The sequence below is a fragment of the Sporosarcina sp. FSL W7-1283 genome, from assembly GCF_038003105.1.
Lineage (GTDB): Bacteria > Bacillota > Bacilli > Bacillales_A > Planococcaceae > Sporosarcina > Sporosarcina newyorkensis.
The window spans coordinates 314453-339425 of record NZ_JBBOOL010000001.1; the positions used below are offsets into that span (position 1 = coordinate 314453).

Genomic DNA, 24973 nt, shown 5'->3' on the forward strand with positions numbered 1-24973 from the left:
CATCATGATAAACAAAGACAACATACGAGGTGGATTAAGTTGAGTAGGAAGAATGTGTTTTTTGCTGGGTTTATGCTTTTTTCTTTATTTTTCGGGGCGGGAAATCTTATCTTTCCGCCACTCCTTGGTTTAGAATCGGGGAGCAATTTTGGACCAGCGATTGCCGGTTTTCTCATCACGGGAGTCCTGCTTCCATTCATGGCGATCATGGCAATTGCCTTGTCTGATAACGGATTACTATCGATGGGAAGCCGAGTACATGGTATGTTTGGCATGGCTTTTGCAATTATTATCTATATGTCAATTGGGGCTTTTTATGGTATACCAAGAGCTTCCAACGTAGCGTACGAGCTGGGTTTCAAACAAGTCTTTCATGCCCAAGGATGGTTCCCGCTGCTTGTGTTCTCCTTGTTATTTTTTGTATTGACTTATTTTATCAGCTTGAATCCTAAGAAAATCGTTGATCGGATCGGTCAGCTCTTAACACCTATTTTATTGCTAGTTTTAGGTGTGTTAGTTGTTCAGGCTTTTGTTAAATTCGATAACATCGCCTCTTCAGCAGAAGGGGATTATGTATCAACTCCGTTTGTTAAAGGATTCTTGGAAGGCTATTTTACAATGGACGCAGTCGCAGCTTTGGCATTCGGAATTGTTGTGATCAATGCCTTGAAAGATAAAGGTGCGAAATCCAAGTCGGAACTGGTTAAAGGTGCATTTGGAGCTGCTTTCATAGCTGGACTTGGATTGGCCATTGTTTATTTCTCCCTAGGATGGATCGGCAGAGTGATACCGAAGAATAACAGTTTTAAAAATGGGGCAGAAATCTTAACCGAAGCTGCAAACTTATTATTCCCGAGCGGCGGTGGTCTTCTATTTGGTTTAATTGTAATATTGGCATGCCTGACAACTTGTGTCGGTCTGATTAACGCTTGTTCGAGATTTTTCAACGAAATATATCCAAAGCTAAGTTACCAGGCATATGTCGCTATATTCGTATTGACCGGCTTGGTCGTGTCTAATTTAGGATTGAACTTAATTCTTGAATTGGCAACGCCTTTATTGGTGTTTATTTATCCGATTGCCATAGTTTTGGTCATACTTTCTTTATTCCAGCATTTTGCGGGCGGAGGCAAGACGATGTACCGGCTTTCAGTGATCGTGACCTCAATTTATGCGTTATACCAAGTATTGATCAGTCTCGGTTTTAAACTTGACGTCTTAACTAGTTTGCTGGGAGTAGCCCCATTCTTTGAACGAGGGCTGGGCTGGGTCTTGCCTGCGTTTGTTGCTGCCTTGGTTGGATATGTAATGGATAAGTCCGGCCGGCAAGTTCGCGAATGAAATGAAAGAACCGATTGGAGTAGGAGGGCCCTTGTTTATCCTTCCACAGGTTTATATTGTGGATTTTTAAGTATAGATGAAGCCTGCTGTCTCAATGTAATGCAAGATAGCAGGCTTTTATAAATTACACGTGTGCCCTACTTTATTTATCTTCTAAATAAACATCAAATTCTTTAACATACACTGCGTTTCCTGTTATTTCAATATCGTAGGACTCATTGTTTTTCGTAACATTCACCATGACCCTGCCGTCTTTTTCAATTTCATGACCTTGTTCTACTATAATATTTAGGGATTCTTCAAATCTGTCGCTTTTTATGTATTTGGCAAAAAATGCACCCATTACCCCCGAAGCAGTGCCTGTTACTGCGTCCTCCACAGTACCTGAAAACGGCGAGGAGAAATGTCGAGCATGCATATCAGCATCAGAGTCATATGCTTCCGTACAAAATGGATGAACAGAGGATTTTGGTATTTCTTTTAAGATAGCAGGAAAAACATTATTATTTGGTTTCATTCGTTTAAATGCCTCAAGATGTTTTATTGGAATTAATAGCGTCCAATTACCTGTGCTGCCATATAGGATAGGTAAGTCTCCATCGATATCTGATTCATTTAATCCTATTGAACTAGCTAAATCTTCTCTGGAACCGTTGAATTCATTAAATAGGGGAGAGGCTTGTTTCATTGTTATAAAAGTTTCACCTTCCGTAGATGATTTAACGTTTATTGGTAAAATTCCTGCCTTTGTTTCAATTGTAAAATTCGTTTTTTCATCTAATAAACCTTTTGATATTAATGAATAAACAGTTGCCATTGTCGCGTGACCACATAAGTTCATTTCGTGTCCGGGTGTAAAAAAACGTATTCTAAAGTCAGCAACTTCCGATTTAACCGGAAATGCTGTCTCATTAAACCCCACTTTGAAAGCAATTTCTTGCATTTGAGCATCCGTCAATTCATCCCCGTTTAATACTACTCCCGCAGGATTCCCTTTATTAGGCTCCTTACTAAACGCATCGTAATGATAAACCTTTATAGATTTCACAACACATTCCTCCATTAGTAATATTAAAATTCTTTATTTTTTGCCATTACTACTTTTTAAATTATTCTTCTCTTGTTTACAATGATTGTTATCGGCTAAGGTATGTCTTGGATTAGTATTCAATCCCATGTGATAAAATTAGCGAATAGCACCTTATGAAGAAGGGAGAAAGGCCATCTTTAACCTTCCTCCCTAGTTATTTTCTGATTACCCAATTAGTTTACTTGCCTGCATGTCGGTTCTGACCGTGGGAACGATATAATCCTTTGCCAAACGGCAACCACCAATTCCATTTGCCGAACAGCTTCATTAGACTCGGTACGAGCAACAATCGGATGATTGTCGCATCGATCGCTACTGCAATGGCGATTCCGAGACCGATCTGTTTCACTGGCATGACATCCGTAAAGGCGAAAGCTCCAGTCAAAACGATCATGATGAGTGCAGCTGACGTAATGACTTTACTCGTTGTTGCGAGTCCTTCTACAGTCGATTTATCGTTATCAAATGAATAAGAGAACTCTTCCTGCATCCGCGAAATTAAGAATACTTCATAGTCCATGCTCAACCCAAACACTAAGCTAAAGACGATGACCGGAATAATGAGCGCGACCGTTCCAGGGTGCAAGCCGAAATGGCCGTACTGGAAAATATACACGAGTATTCCGAACGTAGCGGACAACCCTAGAATATTCATCAAAATCGCTTTGATAGGGATGATTAAGGAACGGAAAGCGAACATCAAGATGAAGAATGTTGAAACTACAATGATGAGCAACACATAGACGATATGATCTGCGATTTCATCGAAGATCTCCTGATTGAAACGAGGCTCACCGCCAATCAATAAGTTCCAGTGCGTATCTTTAGCGGACCAGTTCCGAACCCAATCTTGTGCTTCATTGGAACTGCCGGAAGCATTCAGCGTAACAGGAACGAGCAATCTGTTGCCGTCTATAAAACTTTTCATGACAGGATTCAGCTGTTCGTCCATCCCCGGTGCCATCATCGACTGCTCCCATTGATCGGGGGTTTCGATGCCGCTTACCGTGAAAATCGTTGAAACATCTTGGACTAGAGGGTCTTCCGTCACTTGTTCTTCGAGTTTCTTCAAGTCAGCCAGTCCGTCTGAATTCTCCCAGCCGCCAGAACGCTCAGCCAACAAGAAAACTGTACTTTCATTATCTAAGCCAAATGTTTCTTGTATCTGTTCAAACGCCAGGCGTGTATTGAATGATTCCGGCAACGAATCAATCTGCGGAATCGTAAGCTCCATATTGCGCACAGGAATTAACGCGATCGCCAATAGAACAAAGGCGACAATTGCAATCGACACAGGTCGTTTAATCACTGCATTCGCAAATTTGCGCCAACCGTTTGCTTCTTCACCGCGATCCTTCAGCAATCGTCCTTTATGGATACGATCACCAAGCATCAATAGTACAGAAGGTAATAAAGTGAGCGAAGCAACGACCGCCATGCCGACAACGATCATCCCGCCAAGAGCGATATTTTCAAAGATATCGACTTTAATGAGCAACATTGCACCAAGTCCGATGAACACACAGACGGCAGAGAAGATAATCGAACGTCCTGCGGTCCGAATCGTCATGATCAAGGAATCGGAAAAGCTCCGCTTCTTCAACTCTTCCCGATAACGGCTAATGAACAATAAAGCAAAATCAATACTGAGCGCGAGACCGAGCATCGGCACGATATTCAGCACAAAAATAGACAAATCGACTTGATTGCCAAGTAGTGCGAGCACACCAAGCGAAGAAACGACCGTTCCGATCCCAACCAATAAAGGAACGACAGAAGCAACGACCGTCCCGAATGCAAACAGCAAGACGATAATGGCAATCGGCAATCCAATGGCCTCGGCAGTCATTAAGTCACGCTGACTTGCTTTGTTGATATCGTGTTCAAACGCGCCTCCGCCGGTTAACGTAATTCCTTTTTCGCCTTCGAATGATTCTCGAATATCGTCCACCACTTGCGGCATATCTTCGGGTTCTTTCTTAAATTGCAGCATCGCGTAGGAAAGCCCTTCTGAATACTGATCCTTTTCGTCCAAAGGAGAGACAATTTCAGATTTAATGTCAAGTGTGTCCAGCTTTGAAAGAGTGGATTTGATATCTTCATCGGACTTTTCGTCAAAAACTAAAAACAACGTCTCCGCAGGCAACCCAAAGTCCTCTGAGACAATCTTCATAACTTTTTCATGTTCACCGTCTACTCTGAAACCATCACCCGCGAGTAAACCGGGCAGTTGGATGGCGAAGTAGGTCATTACGCCAAACAGTAAAACCCAAAAGGCGAGAATCCATTTATAGGACTTCGTCACGAACTTTGCAAAGCTATGCACGATAATTCCTCCTATCTGTTCAAACCAATCTATGTAATGATCGATACGAGCCGAGATTGTAAGTTCAATGACTATCATAACGAAGAACTGCATGAAAGTCTTGCGTGATTAGTTGGAGAAACACAAAAAAACCACTCCCTAAAAGGAAGTGGTTTGTGAAGTTAAATTAGTTTTTAGTAACGTTAGTTGCTTGAAGTCCGCGTTGTCCTTGTTCGATTTCGAAAGACACGTCTTGACCTTCTTCAAGAGTTTTGAACCCGTCGCCTTGGATAGCGGAGAAGTGTACGAATACATCGTCGCCATCTTCACGTTCGATGAAGCCATAACCTTTTTCTGCGTTAAACCATTTTACTTTACCTTGTTCCATGTTTGTTTCCTCCTCGTGTACAGTTGTGTACACATTGTATTACTATCCTTGCTCAATTCTTGAAAACGGTCGAGATGAAATCGTAGACCAACGTCGAACAAAAATAATTCTTCTTTATCATAACAGGAAATATCAGACATTGCAAGTTAAAAGTTTACTTATAAGAAAAGCGCTAATGTTTTATAAACAATGGCCGCGACGACTGCGGAGATCGGCATGGTGATGACCCATGTCAAAACGATTGTTTGGGCGACTCCCCATTTTACACCTTTCAAGCGCTGTGCAGACCCAACCCCCATGATGGATGAGGAGATGACGTGCGTCGTGCTGACAGGCAGGTGAAGGAGTGTAGCTCCAAAAATGATCGCAGCTGAGTTCAAATCTGCCGCAATTCCGTGAATCGGCCGGATTTTCATGATTTTACCGCCGACCGTCTTGATAATTTTATAGCCGCCAATAGATGTTCCGATTCCCATCGAAGTGGCCGCAGCAATCCGTACCCAGAGCTGGATGTCATCTGATGTTTGCAGTTCGGCCGCAATGAGTGCCATCGTGATGATCCCCATCGCTTTTTGCGCATCATTCGTACCGTGCGTGAACGATTGGATCGCGGCGGTCCCGATTTGCATATAGCGAATTCGTTTATTTGCTTTGAATAAATTACGGTTCTTCAACAAAGCCCGCAGTATCGTCATGACGATAAAACCACCGACTAATGCAATGACCGGGGAAAGAATGAGCGCTTGGATAATCTTGATGAATCCACTGTAGTTCAGAATACCAAAGCCGGCTGCTGCAATGGCGGCGCCTGCAATGGAGCCTATCAAGGCATGGGAAGAACTGGAGGGTATTCCGAAATACCAAGTCACCAAGTTCCAGATGATGGCGGAAACGAGAGCCGCCAGAATGACAAGGGAACCATTTTCCAATAAAAAGGGGTCTACGATATCTTTCGTAATGGTTTTGGCTACTCCTGTAAAAGTCAGTGCCCCGACAAAGTTCATTGCTGCCGCCATCAAGATCGCAGTCCGTGGTTTCAATGCACGGGTAGAGACAGAAGTAGCAATGGCATTTGCTGTATCGTGAAAACCATTGATGAAGTCGAATGCTAAAGCAAATACAACAACGAGAATGGTTAATATGAGAATCATATCCATTAACTATTACTCCTCACGCGTTTCGCATTATGATCGTTTCAATAGTGTTCGCTACATCTTGGCAATAATCTGCGACTTCTTCGAGCAATTCGTACAGATCCTTCAATTGAATAATTCGGATAGGGTCTTTTTCTCGAATGAATAATTGTTTGATGGACGTCCGAAGCACGTCATCACACACGCGTTCATATTCTTTGATCTGCACGGCATGCGTCCGCATTTCGACGAGCTTCTTCTTCGTCAGAAGTTCCATCGCTTTGACGATTTCGTCTGTGCTTTTGACAATATTGCTCATGAACTTCTGCATGTATTCATCAATTTCAATAAGTGAAAACATCTCCAGATTACCGAGGAAATGCTCAATTCCATCCAAAATATCATCCATTTTTATCGCTAGCTGCAAGATATCTTCTCTTTCGATCGGAGTCATGAATGATGTATTGAGCTTGGTGATCAGCTCATGGATCAGTGTGTCACCAGCAGTCTCATAGGCTTTCATTTGAATGCTGACTTCTTTCAGATCAGCTATTGTTTCGACTTTGAAGTCATCCGCATAGTGCAACGATTCTTGTACGTGTTTTGCAATATCCAATAAAGCAGTGAAGAACGGATCGGGTTTTCGTGGACTTAACATGTATTTTCCTCCATCTATTGTTGGAATCGATTGTGTAACTAAATTTAGCGAGGGACTCTAGCTTGTGAAAGTGGTGAAAGGAATTTCAGGTTAAATACACCTTAGCGCATTTGATTTACTCATCATACCAAAATATTTGTATAAAAAATAGCGAATCGTGTAGAATTTTGGCATTTATATTTATTCAGCAGAAGAGCCTTACTTCTATAGGTGGGTGGTGAGATGAATATGATCCAATTCCCTGTTCTGTGGGTGTTCAAACGCTCGCTGAACAATAGAAGTACACAGGCTAAGATCACCACATCTTGTGGCAAAGGTTAACTGACCTGCTTCACGCGGGCCTAAGCACAATTAAAAATCTGTACGCAATTACGCCGAAGCGTAATTGATGCAGAACTTCAGAAAATCTTAAGAAACATCCTTATGGTTCCTTAAGAAGCTATTTATATACTAGAAGCAGTACAGTTATGGGAGGAAAGAATGTTGATTACAGTACAAGATATAAACCATTCATTTTTAATCGGTAGAAAAGGCAAGGAAAGCAATGTGCCAGTGCTGAAAAATATTTCATTTTCGGTGAAACAAGGTGAAATTGTCTCGATTGTCGGACGAAGCGGCTCAGGCAAATCGACGCTGCTTCATATATTGGCAGGTTTTTTAAAGCCGGACAGCGGAGAAATAGTAGTGAAGGATACGGTTACTTCTGTGTTTAATGAACAGCAAAGTGCACAGTTTCGACTTGAAAATTACGGCTTCATTTTTCAAAATTTCCAGCTCATGCCTGGTTTAACGGCATTCGAGAATGTTGAATTACCGCTGAAATTAAAGGGAATGAACCGTCATCAGCGTAAAGACAAAGTTCAGCAGTTAATGAAGCATGTTGGACTGCAATCCGTACAAGATCATTATCCGAATGAGTTGTCGGGAGGTCAGCAACAGCGTGTCAGTATTGCTCGAGCATTGATTACCGATCCGCCGATCATTTTTGCTGATGAACCAACAGGCAGTTTGGATTCCGAGACAGAGCAGGAAGTTTTGGAGCTCATCCAAACACTTAACGACACGCGTGATATCACGTTTGTCATCATTACACACGATGATGAAGTGGCTCAAAGAGCGGATCGCATGTATCGGATGCATGACGGGATTTTGACGGAAGAAGGTGTTCCGAATGCAGTTTAAAGATCAGATTGATTTCATTCGCCAACATATTAAGAAAAATAAATTGCGCGTTTTCATGACTGTCCTTGCCGCTACGATGGGTACTGCTTTTCTTATCGTTCTGGCATCTGTCGGCTTCGGGATTCATGATACAATGCGTAGTCTTATGTTGGAAAATCGCTTGGTTACGCAGATTGAAGTGTATTCCGATGACCTAGGAGCAGAGGAAGCAGAAGAAATGAAAGGGATCGACCATGTTAAAGCAGTTGTGATGCATCAGGGAGCGAATGCAATGCAGCAAGCATCGCTCGGGAAGTATACAACGCATGGAAATTTACTAGTTACGGACTTCAAGGAAGAGGCGAAAGTTGGGTTCGCCTTAGCGGAAGGGCGGCTACCGGAAAGTACCTACGAGGTTGTAGTAGGGAATGGATTCGCTGAAAGTTTAATAGACGAATCAGCTGCTGAAAAGCTAGCTGAAGCACTTCCTGAAGGGTCAGAGGAAGAGCCGGAAATCCCTTCGTATAAAGGAGAGTTGATCGGAAAGACGTTTACATATCAACTAGGAGATTACGGTACGGGCGAACTATATGATGATAAAACCGAGTTGACAATTGTTGGTGTCGCCAAAAAACCATCGAAGGACTGGTTAGTGGACAATAAAATTTATGCAGATGCTGCATTGATTCCAGAGCTTGAAAAAATCTATAAGCAAGATAAGAAGGAAGAGGTGACAGATCCACTATTCTCCAGCATGCTGTATGTCTACGCGGATGTTTTGGAAAACGTAAAGTCTGTCACGAGTGAACTGAAGGACCAAGGCTATAATGTCTATTCCATTTCAGAAGAACTGGACCAAATCGATGTGTTTTTCCTTGCGTTAAAAGCAGGTCTCGTTTTCGTCGGTACAATTGCCATATTGATTTCATCAATCGGGATATTCAACACAATGACGATGGCGGTGACGGAACGGACGCGGGAAATCGGCGTTATGAAGGCGATCGGTGCCCAGCCGAAACTCATCCAGCGACTCTTTTTGATGGAAAGTGCTTGGATCGGTGTTGTCGGGACTGTACTGGCGATCATCATTTCCTATGCCGTCAGCTTGGTTTCAAACTGGCTATTGCCAATTATTGTAGGAGCGGCTATCGGTGAAGAAGATTTTGCTGAACTAAATGTCACATTCTCAGTGATCCCATGGCAGCTCGTCGTCATAGCGTCAGCCATCAGCCTAACGGTGGCAATCGTCTCGGGCTGGAGACCAGCGAGAAAGGCTACGAGGATTGATGTGATTGATGCGTTGCGAAGAGAATTGTGAAGCGAAAAGTATGGTAGGGGAGGGAATGTGCGGTGCGCGGCCGGTTTGGTTCGTATGCCGGGACGTTTGGTTCGGTTCGGCTTGCTGAAGGTGCGGTCTTGGAGGGTATTAGTTCGGTCTAACGGTGTTTTGGCTCGGTGTGATGAGACTTTGGTGCGTTCCTTCGCTTTACCAGCTTGGTAACACGGGAAAAGGGCTGTACCTGGAAGTTCAGGACAGCCCTTGAATTCAAGATGATTTTATTTTGAAACTTCCAGCTCATTTTCTTGTGGCTCGTTCACGTCATCCGACCATAACCCATCCTCAGTGGCGGCAACGACGACGGAAGCGGAGGCATCGCCTAGAATGTTCACAGTTGTCCGGAACATATCAAGAATCCGATCAATTCCAGCAATCAGGGCGATTCCCTCTAATGGAATGTTGACGGAGCTTAGTACCATGGCAAGCATGATGACACCGGCGCCTGGAACTCCTGCTGCACCGATTGATGCTAACACAGCAGTCAGTACAACCATCAGAAGCTGCATTAACGACAATTCCAATCCATAGAATTGGGCGATGAAAACGACTGCCACCCCTTGGTAGATAGCTGTTCCGTCCATATTGATCGTAGCTCCGAGCGGAAGGACGAAGCTGCTGATTTTCTTTGGCACGCCTAAATTATCTTGAGTATTTTTTATCGTCACAGGCAATGTTCCGGCACTGCTGCATGTACTGAAAGCCACAATAGAAGCAGGAGCCATTCCTTTGAAAAATTTCATCGGGCTCATCTTGGCGAACTTTTTTACTGCCATCGAATAAACAAATAGAACATGTATAAAGCATGCAATGGCAACAGCTAGAATGACTTTTAATAATGGCATTAAAACACTTAATCCATATTCACCGACTACTGGTGCAACTAATCCTAAAATCCCGATTGGCGCGAACCACATGACGATGCCGGTAATTTTATACATGATTTCAGCAAAGCCTTCAAAAAATTGATAGACGGGCTTTGCTTTTTTTCCTACTAGCGTGATGGCCAGGCCGACGAAGATTGCAAAAAATATAATCTGTAAAATGTTGCCTGAAGAAAGAGCAGTAAAAGAATTCTCCGGTATGATGTTTAGTAAAGTAGCAATTACTCCATCTGTTTCATTCACTTGCGCAGCTGCTTCAGGAACGCTGATATTTACCCCTTTGCCAGGCGAAATGAGGTAGGCGAATGCTAATCCGATGGCAACCGCTATGGCGCTGGTCACTAAATAATAAGAGACGGTTTTAACTCCTATTCTTCCTAACTGCTTTGGATCTCCCGTACTTGCAACACCGACAACTAAAGAAGCGAGGATAAGCGGAGCAATGATGAATTTAATTAATCGTAGAAATAAGTCCCCGAGTGGTTTTATTACCTCAATGGACGGACCGAAGATAACCCCTAAAATAATTGCAATCCCAAAAGCAATGAAAATCTGCGCCATTAAATTCCCTTTTAACCTCACATTTCTCTCTCCTTTTCAAGTAGTTGTGAGCGCTTTCGAAACTGATTGTCGCTTGCTTACTGGTTCCAATTAACTTGGCTTTCTTTAACGTTGACGGATTGATAAAAATCGCTTTCTTATAGCAATCAAGTCATTTAGCTCACCTCCCTTCTCGGAATGTATTATTAGAGACATTCTTAGTCAGAGATTCACCAGGCTCCATAACGGGTGTTTCAAAACTAGACGTGTCGGGATATTTTAATCCAGCTCCTGTATTTAAAGCGATGACCACTTCATTCGCTTTAATCCAATTCTTTTCACGTAATCTGCGTGCGGCTGAAAATGTGGAAGCTCCTTCCGGACAAATAAAAGTCCCTTCCATACGCGCAATTTTTCGTTGTTCTTCTAAAATGGTTTCATCGTCGATCGCGATTGCGCATCCATTTGTTTCATACAGCGATTGAAGCACTAAAAAGTCCCCTAAAGCTTTAGGAACATTCACTCCAAAAGCAATTGTTTCGGAATCAACCCAGAACTCTGATTCCATTTTGTTTTCTTTCCAGACTTTCACTATCGGAGCGCATCCCTCAGCTTGAACGGCTACCAATCTGGGCAACTTATCTTCAGCAATCCAACCGAGGGTTTGAAGTTCTTTTAACGCTTTATAAATTCCAATTAATCCAACACCGCCGCCGGTAGGGTATAGAATTACATCTGGTACTTTCCAGCCCAGCTGTTCTGCGATTTCATAGCCCATTGTCTTCTTTCCTTCGATTCTATACGGTTCTTTCAGGGTGGAAACATCGAATAACGCATACTCCTTCACTGTTTGAGAAATTATTTTCCCTGCATCGCTAATTAATCCATTCACTAAATGAAGATCCGCCCCGGCGATTGCACATTCATTTCTTGTGATTTTTGGTGCATCTATCGGCATGACGATGGTTGAATTAATTCCTCCTCTGGCGGCATAAAGTGCCCACGAGGCTCCCGCATTTCCGTTGGTCGGCATCGCTAACTCTTGGATGCCTAATTCTTTCGCCATTGATACTCCTACTGCAGCTCCGCGAGCCTTAAAGGTTCCAGTGGGAATAATGCCTTCATCTTTCATAAGCAGGTTTGAGATGTCCATATCTGCACCAATCTGTTTCATCGGCAGAAGGGGGGTCATTCCTTCACCAAGAGTGACAACATTTTCTTTGTTTTGTACAGGCAGCAACTCATGGTAGCGCCATAAATCAGTATTCCTCGTAAGTAAATCTGTCGGTTTTAATACCTTGCCTATCTCTTTCAAATCATAATCCACTAGTAATGGGGAACCGCATTCACATAGCTGGTGTTTTCCTCCTGCGCTGAAACGTTTTTGACATTTAGGGCAATGAAGATGCGAAATATAGCTGAATTTCATCTGAAATCTCTCCTCCTGAAAGGCTAGTTCTTTCTTTTACGGTGACTAAAATAGTTTACGTATTGTTCCATCTTATGTTGGGAGGCTTTACAACATGCCGAACCTTGACACCCAGTAAAACCGAGGTGAATTTTGTCGTTTTCTGGCTGTGTGGCTACGGATAGAAGATCTCTCCTGTCAGAAGAGAATTCCTTCGTCGGATCCCAATTTATTGGGTTGTTTTTTAATCTTAATACCGACAGTGGAAGGATACTTACCTCTGCCTAAAACTAGGCTACAACCATGTTTCACAACGACTCTACTTTTTAATTTATACCTTATAAAATAATTAGATTGTTCAAAAAACTTGAAATGCGCTATGCTAGAAAAAGTTAATTGAATACTTAAAACAGCTTGGAAGGAGAGGGGAAGGAACAGCCTTCTTAATTCATTTAACAGCCTCTGTTGAAAACGCTTTCAAAACAAATAGTTGGAGGGATTAATATGTTTTTTCGTTCATTTTTTGATGAGAGTTTAGCTCAAATGTCGTATTTGGTTGGTTGTCAGCAGACAGGAGAAGCCATTGTAATTGACCCGGCTCGTAGCATTGAACCCTATTTAGGGATGGCGAGGAAGAAGGGACTGAAAATAATTGCAGCAGCTGAAACTCACATTCATGCAGACTTCGTTTCTGGGTCTCGGGAGATTGCGCAACATTGTGATGCCACTTTGTACGTTTCGGATGAAGGCGACGAACAGTGGAAATACAATCAGCTGGAAGATATTGATTATGTCTTGTTGAAAGATGGCAGCACATTTATGATAGGTCAAATTGAATTCACTGTGATGCATACTGCCGGACATACACCAGAAAGTATTTCATTTGTTTTGACGGATAAGGGCGGTGGTTCTTCCCAACCCATGGGCATTTTCACAGGTGATTTCGTATTTGTCGGAGATATTGGCAGGCCTGATTTATTGGAGAAGGCTGTTGGAGTGATTGGTTCTGCGGAGCTTGGAGCAAGCCAGATGTTCCAATCGCTGCAGAAGTTTAAGCAATTGCCTGATTATCTGCAAGTTTGGCCGGGGCATGGTGCAGGAAGTGCTTGTGGTAAAGCACTTGGAGCAGTTCCTATGTCTACAGTTGGTTATGAGAAATTAAACAATTGGGCTTTACGGGAAGAAGATCAAGAAAACTTTATCAAGACTTTATTAACGGGGCAATCTACTCCTCCTAACTATTTTGCAATGATGAAAAAGTTGAACAAGATGGGACCGCCGCTAGTCAGTGAAGGGAAGACTAATAGAATCCGCACTGTAAAGGAATTGGAAGGTCATGATGCGAATGCAGTTTTAGTAGACACAAGAAGAGCTGCAGAATTTGCAAAAGGTCATTTGGAAGGGACAATCAACATCCCATTTAATCAATCTTTTACAAATTGGGCAGGAGAGTTAATTGACTACAATTCAGAAATCATACTAATCGCAGAGGAAAGCAAACTGAATGCGATCAAGGAGAGTTTATCTTCAATAGGTTTAGATCGCATTGTCGGTTTCATTGAACCGTTTGACGTTCTGGCTGATGACAAACAGTTGGAAAGTTACGGAGAAGTAGATGTCAAACAAGTACAGGAATACTTGCTCGATGATCAGTATCATCTGGTTGATGTTCGCAATGAATCAGAGTGGACGGAAGGCAGAATTGAAGGGGCCGAACACATGCCCCTTAATTTGCTAACAAAGCAGCTCGATGATTTGCCAAAAGGAAAGACGTATCTTGTACATTGTAAGTCTGGTGCCCGATCTGCAATAGCCTCAAGCTTGCTGCAGGCTCATGGCTATAAAGACGTGATGAATGTAAAAGGCGGCTATTTAGCTTGGTTGAAGGAAAGTAATAAACAGGCTCCAGTAATAAAGTAATCAAACAGGCCAATTGTTCATTTGGTTCTAACGGCTCTTTATAGAAAACGGGTAGCAACTGTCAGTAATGAAATTACAAATTGGAGGTCGTTATAGTGAAGTATAACTTTGATGAAGTCATCAGTCGGTACAATACGGATTCGGTCAAATGGGACCACACAGAGAAGTTATTTGGTGATAAGGATATTCTTCCAATGTGGATAGCGGATATGGATTTTGTATCCCCAAAACCTGTTGTTGAGGCATTGAAAGCGAGAGCTGAACATGGAGTGTTTGGCTATACATCGAGGTCTAATGATTACTTCCAGGCATTTATAGACTGGGTGCAAAAACGTCATAATTGGGACATTCAGAAACGATGGATCCGCTGTACGCCGGGGATTATGCCAGCGCTAAGTATTGCGATTCAATCCTTCACAAATGAAGGAGATAAAGTTATTATACAAACCCCTGTTTATACGCCGTTCATGGAAGTAATCGAAAAAAATAATCGTGATATCGTATTAAATCCACTTAAGTATGAAAATGAAAGATATGAGATGGATTATGAAAACTTAGAAGAAGTCGTAGAGAACGAAGATGTTAAGATGATTATCTTATGTAACCCTCATAATCCGGCTGGTCGGGTTTGGTCTAAAGACGAATTGACGAGACTGGGGGAAATATGCTTAAAAAATAATATGCTAGTCATTTCTGATGAAGCCCATTTTGATATTGTTTATAAAGGTCATACCCATACGCCTTTTGCTAGCATTTCAGACGAGTTCGCGGACCATTCCATAACGTGCACGGCTCCAAGTAAAACGTTCAATCTTGCAGGTGTTCAAATGGCTAATATTATTATTCCAAATAAAGAGTTACGGGATTCGTTTACGAAAATTATTGACATAATGTATTTAGGATTATCCAATACTTTTGGTGTGACTGCAGCTGAAAACGCTTATAAATACGGAGAAGAGTGGTTAGATCAATTTTTGGATTACTTGGAAGGCAATCTTACCTTTTTAACAACATTTATTGAAACGAATTTAAAGGAAATTAAAGTGATCCCGCCTGAGGGGACATATCTTGCTTGGTTAGACTGCAGAGCTCTTGGATTGGATGCAAAAGAGCTTGAGGACTTCTTCCGTAAAAACGCCAAGGTGGCATTTGATGAAGGTTATACATTTGGTTTAGGAGGCGAAGGTTTTACAAGAGTTAACATGGCTTGTCCAAGGCATGTTTTAGAAGACGGCTTGCGAAGAGTAGAAAGGGCTGTGAAAGAAAATTTAGCTAAGAATGCAGAGGAGGTACGTTAATGGAAGCATTCCACATTTCTTTGATCATCACGATATTTGTGCTCCTTTGTGCTGCATTGTTCTACATGCAAAAGAAATTTGTATCGTTTTCTAAACGTGTCATGCTAGCGTTAGTTGTTGGGATTATCTATGGACTAGCCATACAGTTTATCTATGGCCAAACATCATTTATTATCTCTGAATCTGCCGAATGGATCAATATCGTTGGAAACGGATTTATATCATTGTTAAGAATGCTTGTGATTCCATTAGTTTTCTTTGCGATTTTATCCGCCTTTACTAAATCCAAATTGGCCAATGATTTTGGTAAAATTGGCGGGTTAGTGATTGGGATGCTTGCTGGAACAGTAGCAATTGCGGCTGCAGTTGGAATATTCTCCGCTGGCATATTCGGTTTAGAAGGAATGGAAATTACACAAGGAGAAGCAGAATCTGTAGCGATAGAAAGTCATGGGCAAAAGTTAGATGATTTAAATGCGATGTCAGTACCTGAAAAGGTTGTATCGATGCTGCCGATGAACATTTTTTATGACCTGACAGAAGCCCGTTCTACATCAGTCATCTCAGTCGTTATTTTTGCATCTATCCTCGGGATGGCATTCATGGGTGTAAAGAGAAAAGAACCCAAACAAGCAGAGATGTTCGCGTCAATTGTCGAAGCGATTTTTACAGTTGTGATGCGAGTTGTGACACTTGTTTTGCGTTTGACGCCATACGGGATTTTAGCATTAATGACAAATAAAGCTGCCACCAGTGATTTAGTCGCCTTTTGGAATCTAGGGAAGTTTATTTTAGCCTCATATTTTGCGATAGCTGTTATGTTTTTAATTCACTTGTTGCTCATTAGATTGGTAGGTTTGAATCCATTAACGTATATTAAAAAAATCATGCCGGTTCTTGTATTCGCATTTTCATCTCGGTCTAGTGCGGGGACATTGCCTATTAATGTTAGTACACAAAAGAAGAGTTTGGGAGTTTCTGAAGGGATCGCGGATATATCGGGCGCATTTGGAATAACGATCGGACAAAATGGATGTGCGGGAATCTACCCTGCAATGCTTGCGATTATGGTCGCTCCCACAGTAGGAATTGATCCATTTACACCGTCATTTATACTCATGTTACTTGTCACTGTAGTGATTGGGTCATTCGGCATTGCAGGCGTCGGTGGCGGAGCGACATTTGCCGGTCTGATTGTCTTATCAACGATGAACTTGCCTGTTGCGATTGTAGGACTACTTATTTCAATAGAGCCGCTCATAGACATGGCGCGTACGGCGCTAAATGTCAGCGGAACTATGACGACAGGGGTAATAACGAGTAAAATCACAAAACAATTAGATGAAGAAGTATATAACAGTAAAGAGGAAAAAGCTGTACCTGAAGTCGTTTAAAAAATTCTGAAAGTTACATACCTGTTGCATTCCTAACCACGCAACAGGTGCTTTCCTATGGGGTAAACCAGCATGTTATGATAAGAAGGGACACGTCATGGACGGAAAAGGTTAGGGAGTGACACTAATGAAGAAAGAAAGTTTAATAATGTTTTGCCGTGTGATTGAGGAAGGAAGTATTAGTCAGGCAGCCCGGACTAGCTTCATCTCACAACCGGCTGTAACCAGTCAAATTCGTCAATTGGAAAAGCATTATGGAGTTGCGCTGTTTGACAGAAAAGCTGGAAAACTAAAGCTTACTGAAGCCGGTTCAACTTTATATCCATATGCAAAAGAGATTATCGATAACTATAAACGCTCTGAAGAGGCTGTAAAATCTATTGCCAATAAAGATGCAGGCACGTTAAATATAGGGGCAAGTTTAACAATTGGTGAATACCTGCTTCCCAGAATACTAGGGGACTTCCAAAAAGAACATAAAAATCTTAAGTTTAAATTAACCATTAGAAATACACCCAGCACCATATCCAGTTTGGAAAGTCGGGATATTGACATTGCGTTAGTAGAAGGAGCCTTTCTACATGATGAAGATTTTAAAATAGAAAAATTTGCGGAAGATCAACTGATTTTGATTGTCTCCAATGATCATAGATGGAGCGATAGAGATGAAATAGAAATAGAGGAATTGATTGAGGAAAAGATGATCTGGAGAGAAGAAAATGCAGGTATCAGAAAGATTGTAGAAAGAGTATTAGAAGAAAACAATACATTGGATAAAGTTAGAAGTTATATGGAACTGAGTAGCACGCAATCCATCAAAAGTGCCGTAGAAGCGGGCTTAGGCATTGGTATTATTCCGAAGTTATCTGTCTTGAGAGAGCTTGAATTAGGGGTTTTGAAACAAGTTTCGATTTCTGGCATTGATCTAATTAGGGATTTATGGTTAGTAGAATTACCGTCCCGGTTTCCTAAAAGAAGCATGGACGCCTTTATTGCCTATTTAAAGAAGGTAACAATGTAATCGTATCGAAAGCGTTCAAAAGCGTACGATGAGAGCACTAAACCCTTTTCGGTAGCAAAAATAATCATGCCTGCTTAGAAGTAGCAGCTAACTTCTTTAACGAAATCCGCAATAAACATAACCTTATAAAGCTGTCAAAAAAAATATGGCTTTCAATGACTATATGTATAGCGCCGATTTATTATTTACTGAATAAAATTGCTGCTTATAAGATTTGTCAGCTCATTGGTTATACAGCAATTATATGCTAGAAAAAATGGCCCTTCATTGTTAATTATACGGAATGGGCTATTTTATTTGGGACCTAACCTCAATATGAATATTAACTTGCTACCAGGAGGGGAACACGGATGGATTTTTTATTTATTATAACCATTTTTTTAATTGGTTTTATAGGTTCATATATTTCAGGGATGTTAGGTATAGGTGGTTCAATCATAAAGTACCCTATGTTGCTTTATATCCCTCCGTTATTTGGATTAGTCTCTTTTAGCGCCCATGAAGTCTCGGGAATAAGTGCTATACAGGTATTCTTTGCGACGATTGGTGGTGTTTGGGCTTACCGAAAAGGCGGATACTTAAATAAAAAGCTAATTATCAATATGGGTTCAAGTATTTTAATTGGAAGCTTTATTGGAGGATACGGCTCCAAACTAATGTCCGAAGGGGGAATAAACTTTACCTACGGCATCCTTGCTTTGATTGCCGCTGTTATGATGTTCATCCCTAAAAAAGGGATTGATGATATTCCCTTGAACGAAGTGACATTTAATAAATGGGTTGCCGGAGCCCTCGCCTTAATTGTGGGTATCGGAGCGGGAATCGTTGGGGCAGCTGGCGCATTCTTATTAGTGCCCATTATGCTGGTCGTATTAAAGATTCCCACACGAATGACTATTGCCTCTTCACTTGCCATAACATTCATTTCTTCTATTGGCTCAACCGTTGGAAAAATCACCACCGGGCAGGTAGATTACTATCCGGCATTCATTATGATTGTAGCAAGTTTAATTGCTTCTCCTTTAGGAGCAATGGCAGGAAAAAGAGTTAATACCAAAGTGTTACAGGTCATTTTGGCAGTACTGATACTCGCTACGGCATTGAAAATTTGGATGGATATCTTATAAATGCAGAAGGGACAGACACTGACAAAAATCACAATATTCCGATTTCATTGCGTTTTGTGCAGGTGTCTGTCCCTGTTCCCCATCATTCTCTGGGCTACACGACGGTGGCAGCTTCAGAAAGTGTTCTTAGAGATTATTCTAAGTCATCAATGAAACCTTCAGTCTCTTTTAACGGCTTGTCTTACGATGAATCCTCCCCAACAACTCCCAAAAAATAGTTCTTCGTCAACACGTTGATTGGAAGAAGTATTTTCAGCAATAAACCCTTTAATTAAATTGTAGAAAATAAAATTTCTAATTACCCTCTTCGGTTGAATTATTTCCATCCTCTCACCACTGCCCAATTGTATTCAGTAATTGTTTTAAGCACTAATTATTATTAATCCTCTGCCAATATAATTTTCTTAACCCTTCAATTACCTCAAAGTTTACGAGGAAGGGTCAGATAACGTTACAACTCAAACGCTGTTCTGAACTGTTTTTTATTTAAAGCAGATTCCTTTTACCGAATAAACTTGCTTTCGTCAAATTTTCATAATCGGCTTGTATGATGAGGTTGGAGAGGAAATGGGGGACTTGAATGGCATCGACAAGTAAATTGATTTCCATATCTATTCTGGTCATCAGTGTAGCTGGCGGTATCTTGCTCTTTTATTTGATGAGTGAACTACCGAAGGAACAGCGAAAGAAGATGATTGGTGAAATGGTTTCGCAGCTAGTCAATTTTGTTCTATTTATGTGGGCTGGAAAAGTTCTTTTGAATTTTTCCGTTTTTATTAAGGATCCAATGGCGATATTGGCATACCCAGGTGATTCGGGCGCTTTCTATGCAGCTGTGTTATTCAGTGGGTTGCTCTTGACGTATAAGGTAAAGCGAGGACAACTGGAAGGCCTGGCAGTTGGAAAGGCTTTTGTTCATCTGCTTTTATTGGCGGCGTTTTTATATGAGTTTATTCAATACGCCTGGAACGATCAGATCTATTCATTGGGAAGCCTTATAATATTAGCAATTTTGCTGGGAGGGTTTACCTATTTGAATGGACGGATGGCAACGGGAAAGTTACTTGGGCTTTTATTGACAGTTTGGGCATGCGGGATGAGCGTGCTGATGGTGTTACAGCCTTACATAACGGTGTTCGGTTATATGATCAAACCGTGGTTCCTCCTCCTCTTTTTCGTGGCCAATCTGCTTTTGCTATTAAAACATTACAGGAAGGATGGACGATATGGGTGGAATTGAAACAGATACGGTATTGATTGTAGGGATGTTACTAGCAGTAGGAGCGGGGGCACTTTCTTTCTTGTCTCCTTGTGTGCTGCCTATTTTCCCGGCATATCTTTCCTATATTACGGGAATCAGCGTGAAAGAACTTCAGGGAAACCAAACGATAAAAATCCGTCGAAAATTAATTAGTCATTCCCTTGTATTTTTACTGGGTGTATCGCTTGTCTTCATCAGCCTGGGGGCCGGTGCTTCATTTTTCGGCCAGTGGATTTCAGAACTATTAAGAGGGGACTCCGGCTTATTTATCCAACGAATTGCCGGTATTTTCATTATAGTCATGGGGCTGTTTATAGGCGGATGGGTCAATATTACAGGATTGATGAAGGAACGTCGCATTCAATCTTCGAGGAGACCGACCGGCTATATCGGGACATTTTTCATCGGACTCGGGTTTGCAGCCGGCTGGACGCCTTGTATTGGTCCGATTTTCGGTTCTATTTTGATGCTGGCTGCGAGTAACCCGAGTCAGGGAATTTTCTACACGATTATGTATGTTATCGGTTTTGCGCTACCTTTCCTTATCTTGACATTTTTCCTTGGCTCGACAAAGTGGATTGTCCGCCGCAGCGAGATCATCATGAAAGTGGGAGCAGTCATCATGATCTTGATGGGTATCGTATTGTTTTTTGGCTTAATGCCATTAATTACAGGGTGGTTACTTGATTTAGTGGATGGCACGTGGTTATCAAACCTGGGATGAATAGGGAGGAATCATGAGTGAAGAAGAGCATGGTGTTACTAGCTGTTGTAATGGTCTTGGTCGGTTGGGCCGTTTATGACTTTTCCTTTTCAAAAAAGGAAACAGCAAAGGGCCGACCGCTTCAGGCAGAGGTTTCTAGTCCAGTAGATTCCAATGAAATCGGAATTCAGCGTGGCCAATTGGCACCTGACTTTGAATTGAAGACATTGGAAGGGGAGACAGTCCAATTATCAGATTATAAAGGACAGCGGGTTTTATTGAATTTTTGGGCGACTTGGTGTCCGCCCTGCAGAGCTGAGATGCCTGATATGCAAAAGTTGTATACGAAAAGTAACTTGGATGTTGAAATATTGGCAGTCAATCTAACATCTACAGAAAACAATGAAGAAGTGGTCGCTCCATTTGTGGAGGAATATGGGCTGACATTTCCTGTCTTAATGGACAGAAGCTCAGAAGTGAGCAATCTATATAGCGTCTATGCGTATCCTACAACGTACATGATTGATTCGGCTGGCCGAATCCAATTCGTTGCACTTGGGGCAATAAATTATGATTTGATGGTACAAGAAGTGGAGAAGATGAAATAAGGACTTAACGATTGTACAATAACGAGGAGGTGATCAGGTGAAGCAGACAATATTGGTAGTTGAAGATGATCAGCTAATCCGTGAATTAATTTGCATCTATTTGAAAAAAGACGGATACGATGTAATTGCGGCGATCGATGGCGAAGAAGCGAAAGAACTTTTCCTAACGCATCATCCTTGTTTGATTGTACTAGATCTGATGCTGCCAAAATGCAGTGGGGAAGAATTCTGTAAGTGGGTGAAAGACCAAGAGGTAAATGAAGTTTCTATTATTATGCTCTCTGCGAAAGTCCATACGAATGATAAAATTAACGGATTGCGAATGGGTGCCGATGATTATATGACAAAACCGTTTGATCCGGATGAACTCCTTGCACATGTGGAGGCGGTCTTGCGAAGAACCGGTCAGTTCTGCCAAAAGATTGCTTACGATGGGCTATGCATCAAACCTAGAAAGGGAGAAGTGCTGCTTTTCGATCAAAAAATAAATTTGACGAAACACGAATTTAATTTATTATTTCATTTCATGGAAAATCCGAATATCGTTTTGACACGGGAGGACCTCCTTCACCAATTGTATCCGTATGGCGATAAGGTTGTGTTGGATCGGACCATCGATGCTCATGTAAAGAAACTAAGAGAAAAAATCGAAGAGGTTCCTTCTTCCCCTAAACGCATTCTAACGGTACGGGGAATGGGATATAAATTTGCGCATGATTAAGTTAGTCAGGACATTGCTGCCGAAACAGCTCCTCTGGCGGCTGACTTTTTTGAATGTCTTCGCAATCTCGCTTTTCATCATCCTGAGCAGTTTCGCTATTTATAATACAGCCTGTGTGCTGGTGGATGGGATGGGAACGATGGATGAACAACGGCAAAATCATTTTAATGCCACCCTGTTACAATATTTATGGATATTCAGCATATCCACCATTTTAATGGGAAGCCTCATTCATTTTTATTTAACATGGAAGTTGATCCGTCCATTAGAAGAACTGATTGAATCGACTAAAGACATGAAAAAAGGACGTTATCCCGATATGATCCAAACAAAATCCAGAGGAGAAATAGGGGAATTAATCATCCATTTTAATGAATTGGTGCAACAATTGAAAAACAATCAGCAATCTCGCCAGAAGCTTGTAACGGATCTTTCCCATGAATTCCGAACCCCTTTGTCGAATTTAACGAGCTATCTTATTGCTTTACGTAATGGTGTGATTGTAGGAGATAGAGAATTATTCGATGCACTTAGCGGTGAATCGAAACGTCTAACTACGATGGTGGAGCAGCTGGAGCAATTAAAGGAATGGGATTACGTTGCGAAACAAACGTTCACAGAAAAAGAACGGGTAGATATGCGATTGCTGATAGAACAATCCATTGAAATGTTTCATTGGACGTTAGAGGAAAAAGGTATCCCCGTAATAGTTGAAGCCGATGTTGGAATGGTAAATGTATACAACGGTGGCATCCCACAAGTTCTCAGCAACATCATCGATAACGCCATTCGCTATTATGAAGGGAAAGAGCCCATCATAATACATGGTGAATCTAATAAGGAAGGTTATCGGGTTTCAATCAGCAGTGAAGGTCAAGAGATTACAGAGGCAGAAAGAACTAAAGTGTTTGAAAGGTTTTATCAAGGTGACGCACCGCGAAGTCATAGGACAGGTGGAACAGGACTTGGTCTGGCGATTTCTAAAGAGATCATCGAGCATCATAATGGTCGGGTTGGATTAAATTCCATAAAGAACCACTATCATACTTTTTGGTTCACAATACCGCTTGAATAGTCAGTTTCTATGTAAGTATTTACAAAAGTAATGCATCAATTGTGCTTCCGGCTGTTTACCATTTTCAAAATTTGATGTTTACTGCTCATGCTGAATTTGTGATATGTCTTTGCTATTCGGAATACGATATAAGCAGTTTATGCAATGAAGGCGGGACACTCCTAAAGTTGTGCAATACGGAAAGGGCATCTCAATTATTGAGTTGCTCTTTTTTTACTGAATTCGGCTTGTTGTGTTCCAAAATGAAATACGTGTGGTTATTGACTTTGACAGATCAGCAATTGTTCTGCATGCTATACTTAGAGAATTCTAATGAAGAAAAGGGTTTTGTATAATGAACAAACAATTACAGAAAAGAATACCGTTGCCGACGTTTTGGCTCGTGTTGCTGCTCGGCTCATTGACAGCATTCGGCCCGTTGTCGATGGACATGTATTTACCCGGACTGCCGATCGTGGCAGAAGATTTGCAAGCTTCCACATCACTTGCTCAATTAAGTTTGACTGCGTGTTTGATAGGCTTAGGAGCAGGTCAGCTCGTATTCGGACCAATGAGTGATATTTATGGAAGACGAAAGCCGCTTGTCGTCACATTGATCATCTATGCAGCAGCTTCGATCTTGTGTGCATTCAGCACGAACATCTGGACATTTGTCTTGCTGCGTTTCATTCAAGGGATGACGGGAGCAGCAGGGATTGTTATAGCTCGTGCATGTGCGCGAGATTTATACACAGGTAAGGAATTGACGAAGTTTATGGCACTCTTGTCCATCGTCAATGGAGTTGCTCCGATCATGGCTCCAATAGCGGGCGGCGCCGTGTTGAGCTTTGCATCATGGCAAGTCGTGTTTTTCATCCTAGGCGGGATTGGACTGCTGATGTTTTTAGCCACATCGCTTTTCCTGCCGGATACTTTGCCGGTCGAACAGCGCTCTGAAGGCGGGATGTTAGCCGTCGTCAAGACATTCGGCGGTTTATTAAAAGATAAGTGGTTTATGGGAATTGCGCTAACACAAGGCTTTGTTATGTCGAGCATGTTTGCGTATATCGCCGGATCGCCATTCGTGCTACAGAACATCTACGGCGTATCCGCACAGCAATTTTCTTTGTTTTTTGCTTTGAACGGCATCGGCATCATCATCGCAGCCCAAGTGACAGGGCGTTTGGCAGGCCGTATCCATGAAGTGAAGTTCCTAATGACGGGGGTATTGATCTCATTTTCAGGCAGCGTCCTTTTGTTGTTGGTTGTCTGGAATGAATGGCCGCTCTTCATGATGGGAACTGCCCTGTTCATCGTCGTCTCAAGCGTTGGAATGGTCTCAACGTCTGCATTTTCACTCGCCATGCAAAGCCAAGGGAAATCAGCAGGCAGCGCGGCCGCATTCCTCGGACTCGTGCCCTTCATCGGCGGAGCTATCGTCTCCCCATTAGTAGGTCTGGCTGGAGACTTCTCTGCTTGGCCAATGGGCATCGTCATTTTAGCCTGCAGCAGCAGTGCGTTGCTCGTATTTATGACAGTAGTGAAGAAAGCTTTTCGCGATCTGGCTATATAGTTAATGAACGGTTTTTTAAGTTTTCGGAAGCGTCACTAGTTGATTGGGG

At 42.0% G+C, this 24973-nt stretch carries 21 protein-coding genes; 14 read left to right on the top strand and 7 right to left on the bottom strand.

Annotated features, from left to right (window positions below; genetic code table 11):
• Window positions 1–39: 39 nt before the first annotated feature.
• Entirely contained in the window at window positions 40–1341 is a 1302-nt protein-coding gene (gene brnQ / locus MKY93_RS01540; RefSeq protein WP_340758020.1) for a branched-chain amino acid transport system II carrier protein, read from the top strand.
• A 142-nt stretch (window positions 1342–1483) separates the two neighbouring features.
• Here the strand turns inward: brnQ and MKY93_RS01545 are convergent, their stop codons facing one another.
• The 5 genes from MKY93_RS01545 to MKY93_RS01565 form a co-directional block, all read right to left on the bottom strand.
• Window positions 1484–2389: a PhzF family phenazine biosynthesis protein gene (locus tag MKY93_RS01545; protein WP_340758022.1), complete on the bottom strand. Its 906-nt coding sequence runs from the start codon at window positions 2387–2389 to the stop codon at window positions 1484–1486.
• A gap of 220 nt (window positions 2390–2609) precedes the next feature.
• Window positions 2610–4757 carry an MMPL family transporter gene (locus tag MKY93_RS01550; RefSeq protein WP_340758024.1) on the bottom strand — a complete coding sequence of 716 codons (2148 nt, stop codon included), beginning with the start codon at window positions 4755–4757 and terminating at the stop codon, window positions 2610–2612.
• A 166-nt stretch (window positions 4758–4923) separates the two neighbouring features.
• A complete protein-coding gene (locus MKY93_RS01555) occupies window positions 4924–5124 on the bottom strand; it encodes a cold-shock protein (RefSeq protein WP_009766462.1) in 201 nt (66 codons plus the stop codon).
• A gap of 158 nt (window positions 5125–5282) precedes the next feature.
• A complete protein-coding gene (locus MKY93_RS01560) occupies window positions 5283–6281 on the bottom strand; it encodes an inorganic phosphate transporter (RefSeq protein ID WP_009766461.1) in 999 nt (332 codons plus the stop codon).
• Window positions 6282–6294: 13 nt separating this feature from the next.
• Window positions 6295–6915: a DUF47 domain-containing protein gene (locus MKY93_RS01565; protein ID WP_009766460.1), complete on the bottom strand. Its 621-nt coding sequence runs from the start codon at window positions 6913–6915 to the stop codon at window positions 6295–6297.
• A 483-nt stretch (window positions 6916–7398) separates the two neighbouring features.
• On the opposite strand from MKY93_RS01565, the gene MKY93_RS01570 reads away from it, so the two are divergent.
• Entirely contained in the window at window positions 7399–8097 is a 699-nt protein-coding gene (locus tag MKY93_RS01570; protein WP_040759045.1) for an ABC transporter ATP-binding protein, read from the top strand.
• Window positions 8087–9394: an ABC transporter permease gene (locus tag MKY93_RS01575; RefSeq protein ID WP_009766458.1), complete on the top strand. Its 1308-nt coding sequence runs from the start codon at window positions 8087–8089 to the stop codon at window positions 9392–9394. Before MKY93_RS01570 ends, MKY93_RS01575 begins: the two co-directional genes overlap by 11 nt.
• A 239-nt stretch (window positions 9395–9633) precedes the next feature.
• Here the strand turns inward: MKY93_RS01575 and MKY93_RS01580 are convergent, their stop codons facing one another.
• Window positions 9634–10857: a dicarboxylate/amino acid:cation symporter gene (locus MKY93_RS01580; RefSeq protein WP_340758049.1), complete on the bottom strand. Its 1224-nt coding sequence runs from the start codon at window positions 10855–10857 to the stop codon at window positions 9634–9636.
• Window positions 10858–11017: 160 nt separating this feature from the next.
• The gene (locus MKY93_RS01585) at window positions 11018–12265 is read right to left on the bottom strand and encodes a threonine synthase (RefSeq protein WP_340758050.1); all 1248 of its coding nucleotides are present in this window, start codon (window positions 12263–12265) and stop codon (window positions 11018–11020) included.
• Window positions 12266–12748: 483 nt separating this feature from the next.
• Here MKY93_RS01585 and MKY93_RS01590 point away from each other — a divergent pair, with 483 nt between their 5' ends.
• The 11 genes from MKY93_RS01590 to MKY93_RS01640 all read left to right on the top strand — a co-directional run bounded on the left by MKY93_RS01590 (window position 12749) and on the right by MKY93_RS01640 (window position 24924).
• The gene (locus MKY93_RS01590; protein WP_340758051.1) at window positions 12749–14164 is read left to right on the top strand and encodes an MBL fold metallo-hydrolase; all 1416 of its coding nucleotides are present in this window, start codon (window positions 12749–12751) and stop codon (window positions 14162–14164) included.
• A gap of 95 nt (window positions 14165–14259) precedes the next feature.
• Window positions 14260–15462 (top strand): MalY/PatB family protein, encoded by a 1203-nt coding sequence (locus MKY93_RS01595; protein ID WP_340758052.1) that lies wholly within the window; start codon window positions 14260–14262, stop codon window positions 15460–15462.
• Complete coding sequence (locus MKY93_RS01600; protein ID WP_078817550.1) at window positions 15462–16856, top strand: L-cystine transporter; 1395 nt, start codon at window positions 15462–15464, stop codon at window positions 16854–16856. Before MKY93_RS01595 ends, MKY93_RS01600 begins: the two co-directional genes overlap by 1 nt.
• Before the next feature lie 127 nt (window positions 16857–16983).
• On the top strand, window positions 16984–17877 hold the full coding sequence (locus tag MKY93_RS01605; protein WP_340758053.1) for a LysR family transcriptional regulator: 894 nt from the start codon (window positions 16984–16986) through the stop codon (window positions 17875–17877).
• 350 nt (window positions 17878–18227) lie between these two features.
• Window positions 18228–19004: a sulfite exporter TauE/SafE family protein gene (locus tag MKY93_RS01610; RefSeq protein WP_078817549.1), complete on the top strand. Its 777-nt coding sequence runs from the start codon at window positions 18228–18230 to the stop codon at window positions 19002–19004.
• A 580-nt stretch (window positions 19005–19584) separates the two neighbouring features.
• Window positions 19585–20244, top strand: a complete 660-nt coding sequence (locus MKY93_RS01615; protein ID WP_009766447.1) for a hypothetical protein — start codon at window positions 19585–19587, stop codon at window positions 20242–20244.
• The gene (locus MKY93_RS01620) at window positions 20231–20989 is read left to right on the top strand and encodes a cytochrome c biogenesis CcdA family protein (RefSeq protein ID WP_040758624.1); all 759 of its coding nucleotides are present in this window, start codon (window positions 20231–20233) and stop codon (window positions 20987–20989) included. The genes MKY93_RS01615 and MKY93_RS01620 overlap by 14 nt, the downstream gene beginning before the upstream one ends.
• 17 nt (window positions 20990–21006) lie before the next feature.
• Window positions 21007–21576 carry a peroxiredoxin family protein gene (locus MKY93_RS01625; RefSeq protein WP_009766445.1) on the top strand — a complete coding sequence of 190 codons (570 nt, stop codon included), beginning with the start codon at window positions 21007–21009 and terminating at the stop codon, window positions 21574–21576.
• 37 nt (window positions 21577–21613) lie between these two features.
• Window positions 21614–22297: a response regulator transcription factor gene (locus MKY93_RS01630; RefSeq protein ID WP_009766444.1), complete on the top strand. Its 684-nt coding sequence runs from the start codon at window positions 21614–21616 to the stop codon at window positions 22295–22297.
• The gene (locus MKY93_RS01635) at window positions 22290–23372 is read left to right on the top strand and encodes a sensor histidine kinase (RefSeq protein ID WP_009766443.1); all 1083 of its coding nucleotides are present in this window, start codon (window positions 22290–22292) and stop codon (window positions 23370–23372) included. The genes MKY93_RS01630 and MKY93_RS01635 overlap by 8 nt, the downstream gene beginning before the upstream one ends.
• A 334-nt stretch (window positions 23373–23706) precedes the next feature.
• Window positions 23707–24924, top strand: coding sequence for a multidrug effflux MFS transporter (locus MKY93_RS01640; protein WP_009766442.1), 1218 nt, complete (start codon window positions 23707–23709; stop codon window positions 24922–24924).
• The last annotated feature ends 49 nt before the right edge of the window (window positions 24925–24973 follow it).

Bases quoted from the DNA above. Each gene is read 5' to 3' on its own strand.
- MKY93_RS01635 (WP_009766443.1), top strand. From the start codon at position 22,290: ATGATTAAGTTAGTCAGGACATTGCTGCCGAAACAGCTCCTCTGGCGG.
- MKY93_RS01575 (WP_009766458.1), top strand. From the start codon at position 8,087: ATGCAGTTTAAAGATCAGATTGATTTCATTCGCCAACATATTAAGAAA.
- MKY93_RS01620 (WP_040758624.1), top strand. From the start codon at position 20,231: ATGGGTGGAATTGAAACAGATACGGTATTGATTGTAGGGATGTTACTA.
- MKY93_RS01560 (WP_009766461.1), bottom strand. From the start codon at position 6,281: ATGGATATGATTCTCATATTAACCATTCTCGTTGTTGTATTTGCTTTA.
- MKY93_RS01610 (WP_078817549.1), top strand. From the start codon at position 18,228: ATGGATTTTTTATTTATTATAACCATTTTTTTAATTGGTTTTATAGGT.
- MKY93_RS01580 (WP_340758049.1), bottom strand. From the start codon at position 10,857: ATGGCGCAGATTTTCATTGCTTTTGGGATTGCAATTATTTTAGGGGTT.
- MKY93_RS01600 (WP_078817550.1), top strand. From the start codon at position 15,462: ATGGAAGCATTCCACATTTCTTTGATCATCACGATATTTGTGCTCCTT.
- MKY93_RS01565 (WP_009766460.1), bottom strand. From the start codon at position 6,915: ATGTTAAGTCCACGAAAACCCGATCCGTTCTTCACTGCTTTATTGGAT.
- MKY93_RS01590 (WP_340758051.1), top strand. From the start codon at position 12,749: ATGTTTTTTCGTTCATTTTTTGATGAGAGTTTAGCTCAAATGTCGTAT.
- MKY93_RS01640 (WP_009766442.1), top strand. From the start codon at position 23,707: ATGAACAAACAATTACAGAAAAGAATACCGTTGCCGACGTTTTGGCTC.
- MKY93_RS01605 (WP_340758053.1), top strand. From the start codon at position 16,984: ATGAAGAAAGAAAGTTTAATAATGTTTTGCCGTGTGATTGAGGAAGGA.
- MKY93_RS01585 (WP_340758050.1), bottom strand. From the start codon at position 12,265: ATGAAATTCAGCTATATTTCGCATCTTCATTGCCCTAAATGTCAAAAA.
- MKY93_RS01555 (WP_009766462.1), bottom strand. From the start codon at position 5,124: ATGGAACAAGGTAAAGTAAAATGGTTTAACGCAGAAAAAGGTTATGGC.
- MKY93_RS01615 (WP_009766447.1), top strand. From the start codon at position 19,585: ATGGCATCGACAAGTAAATTGATTTCCATATCTATTCTGGTCATCAGT.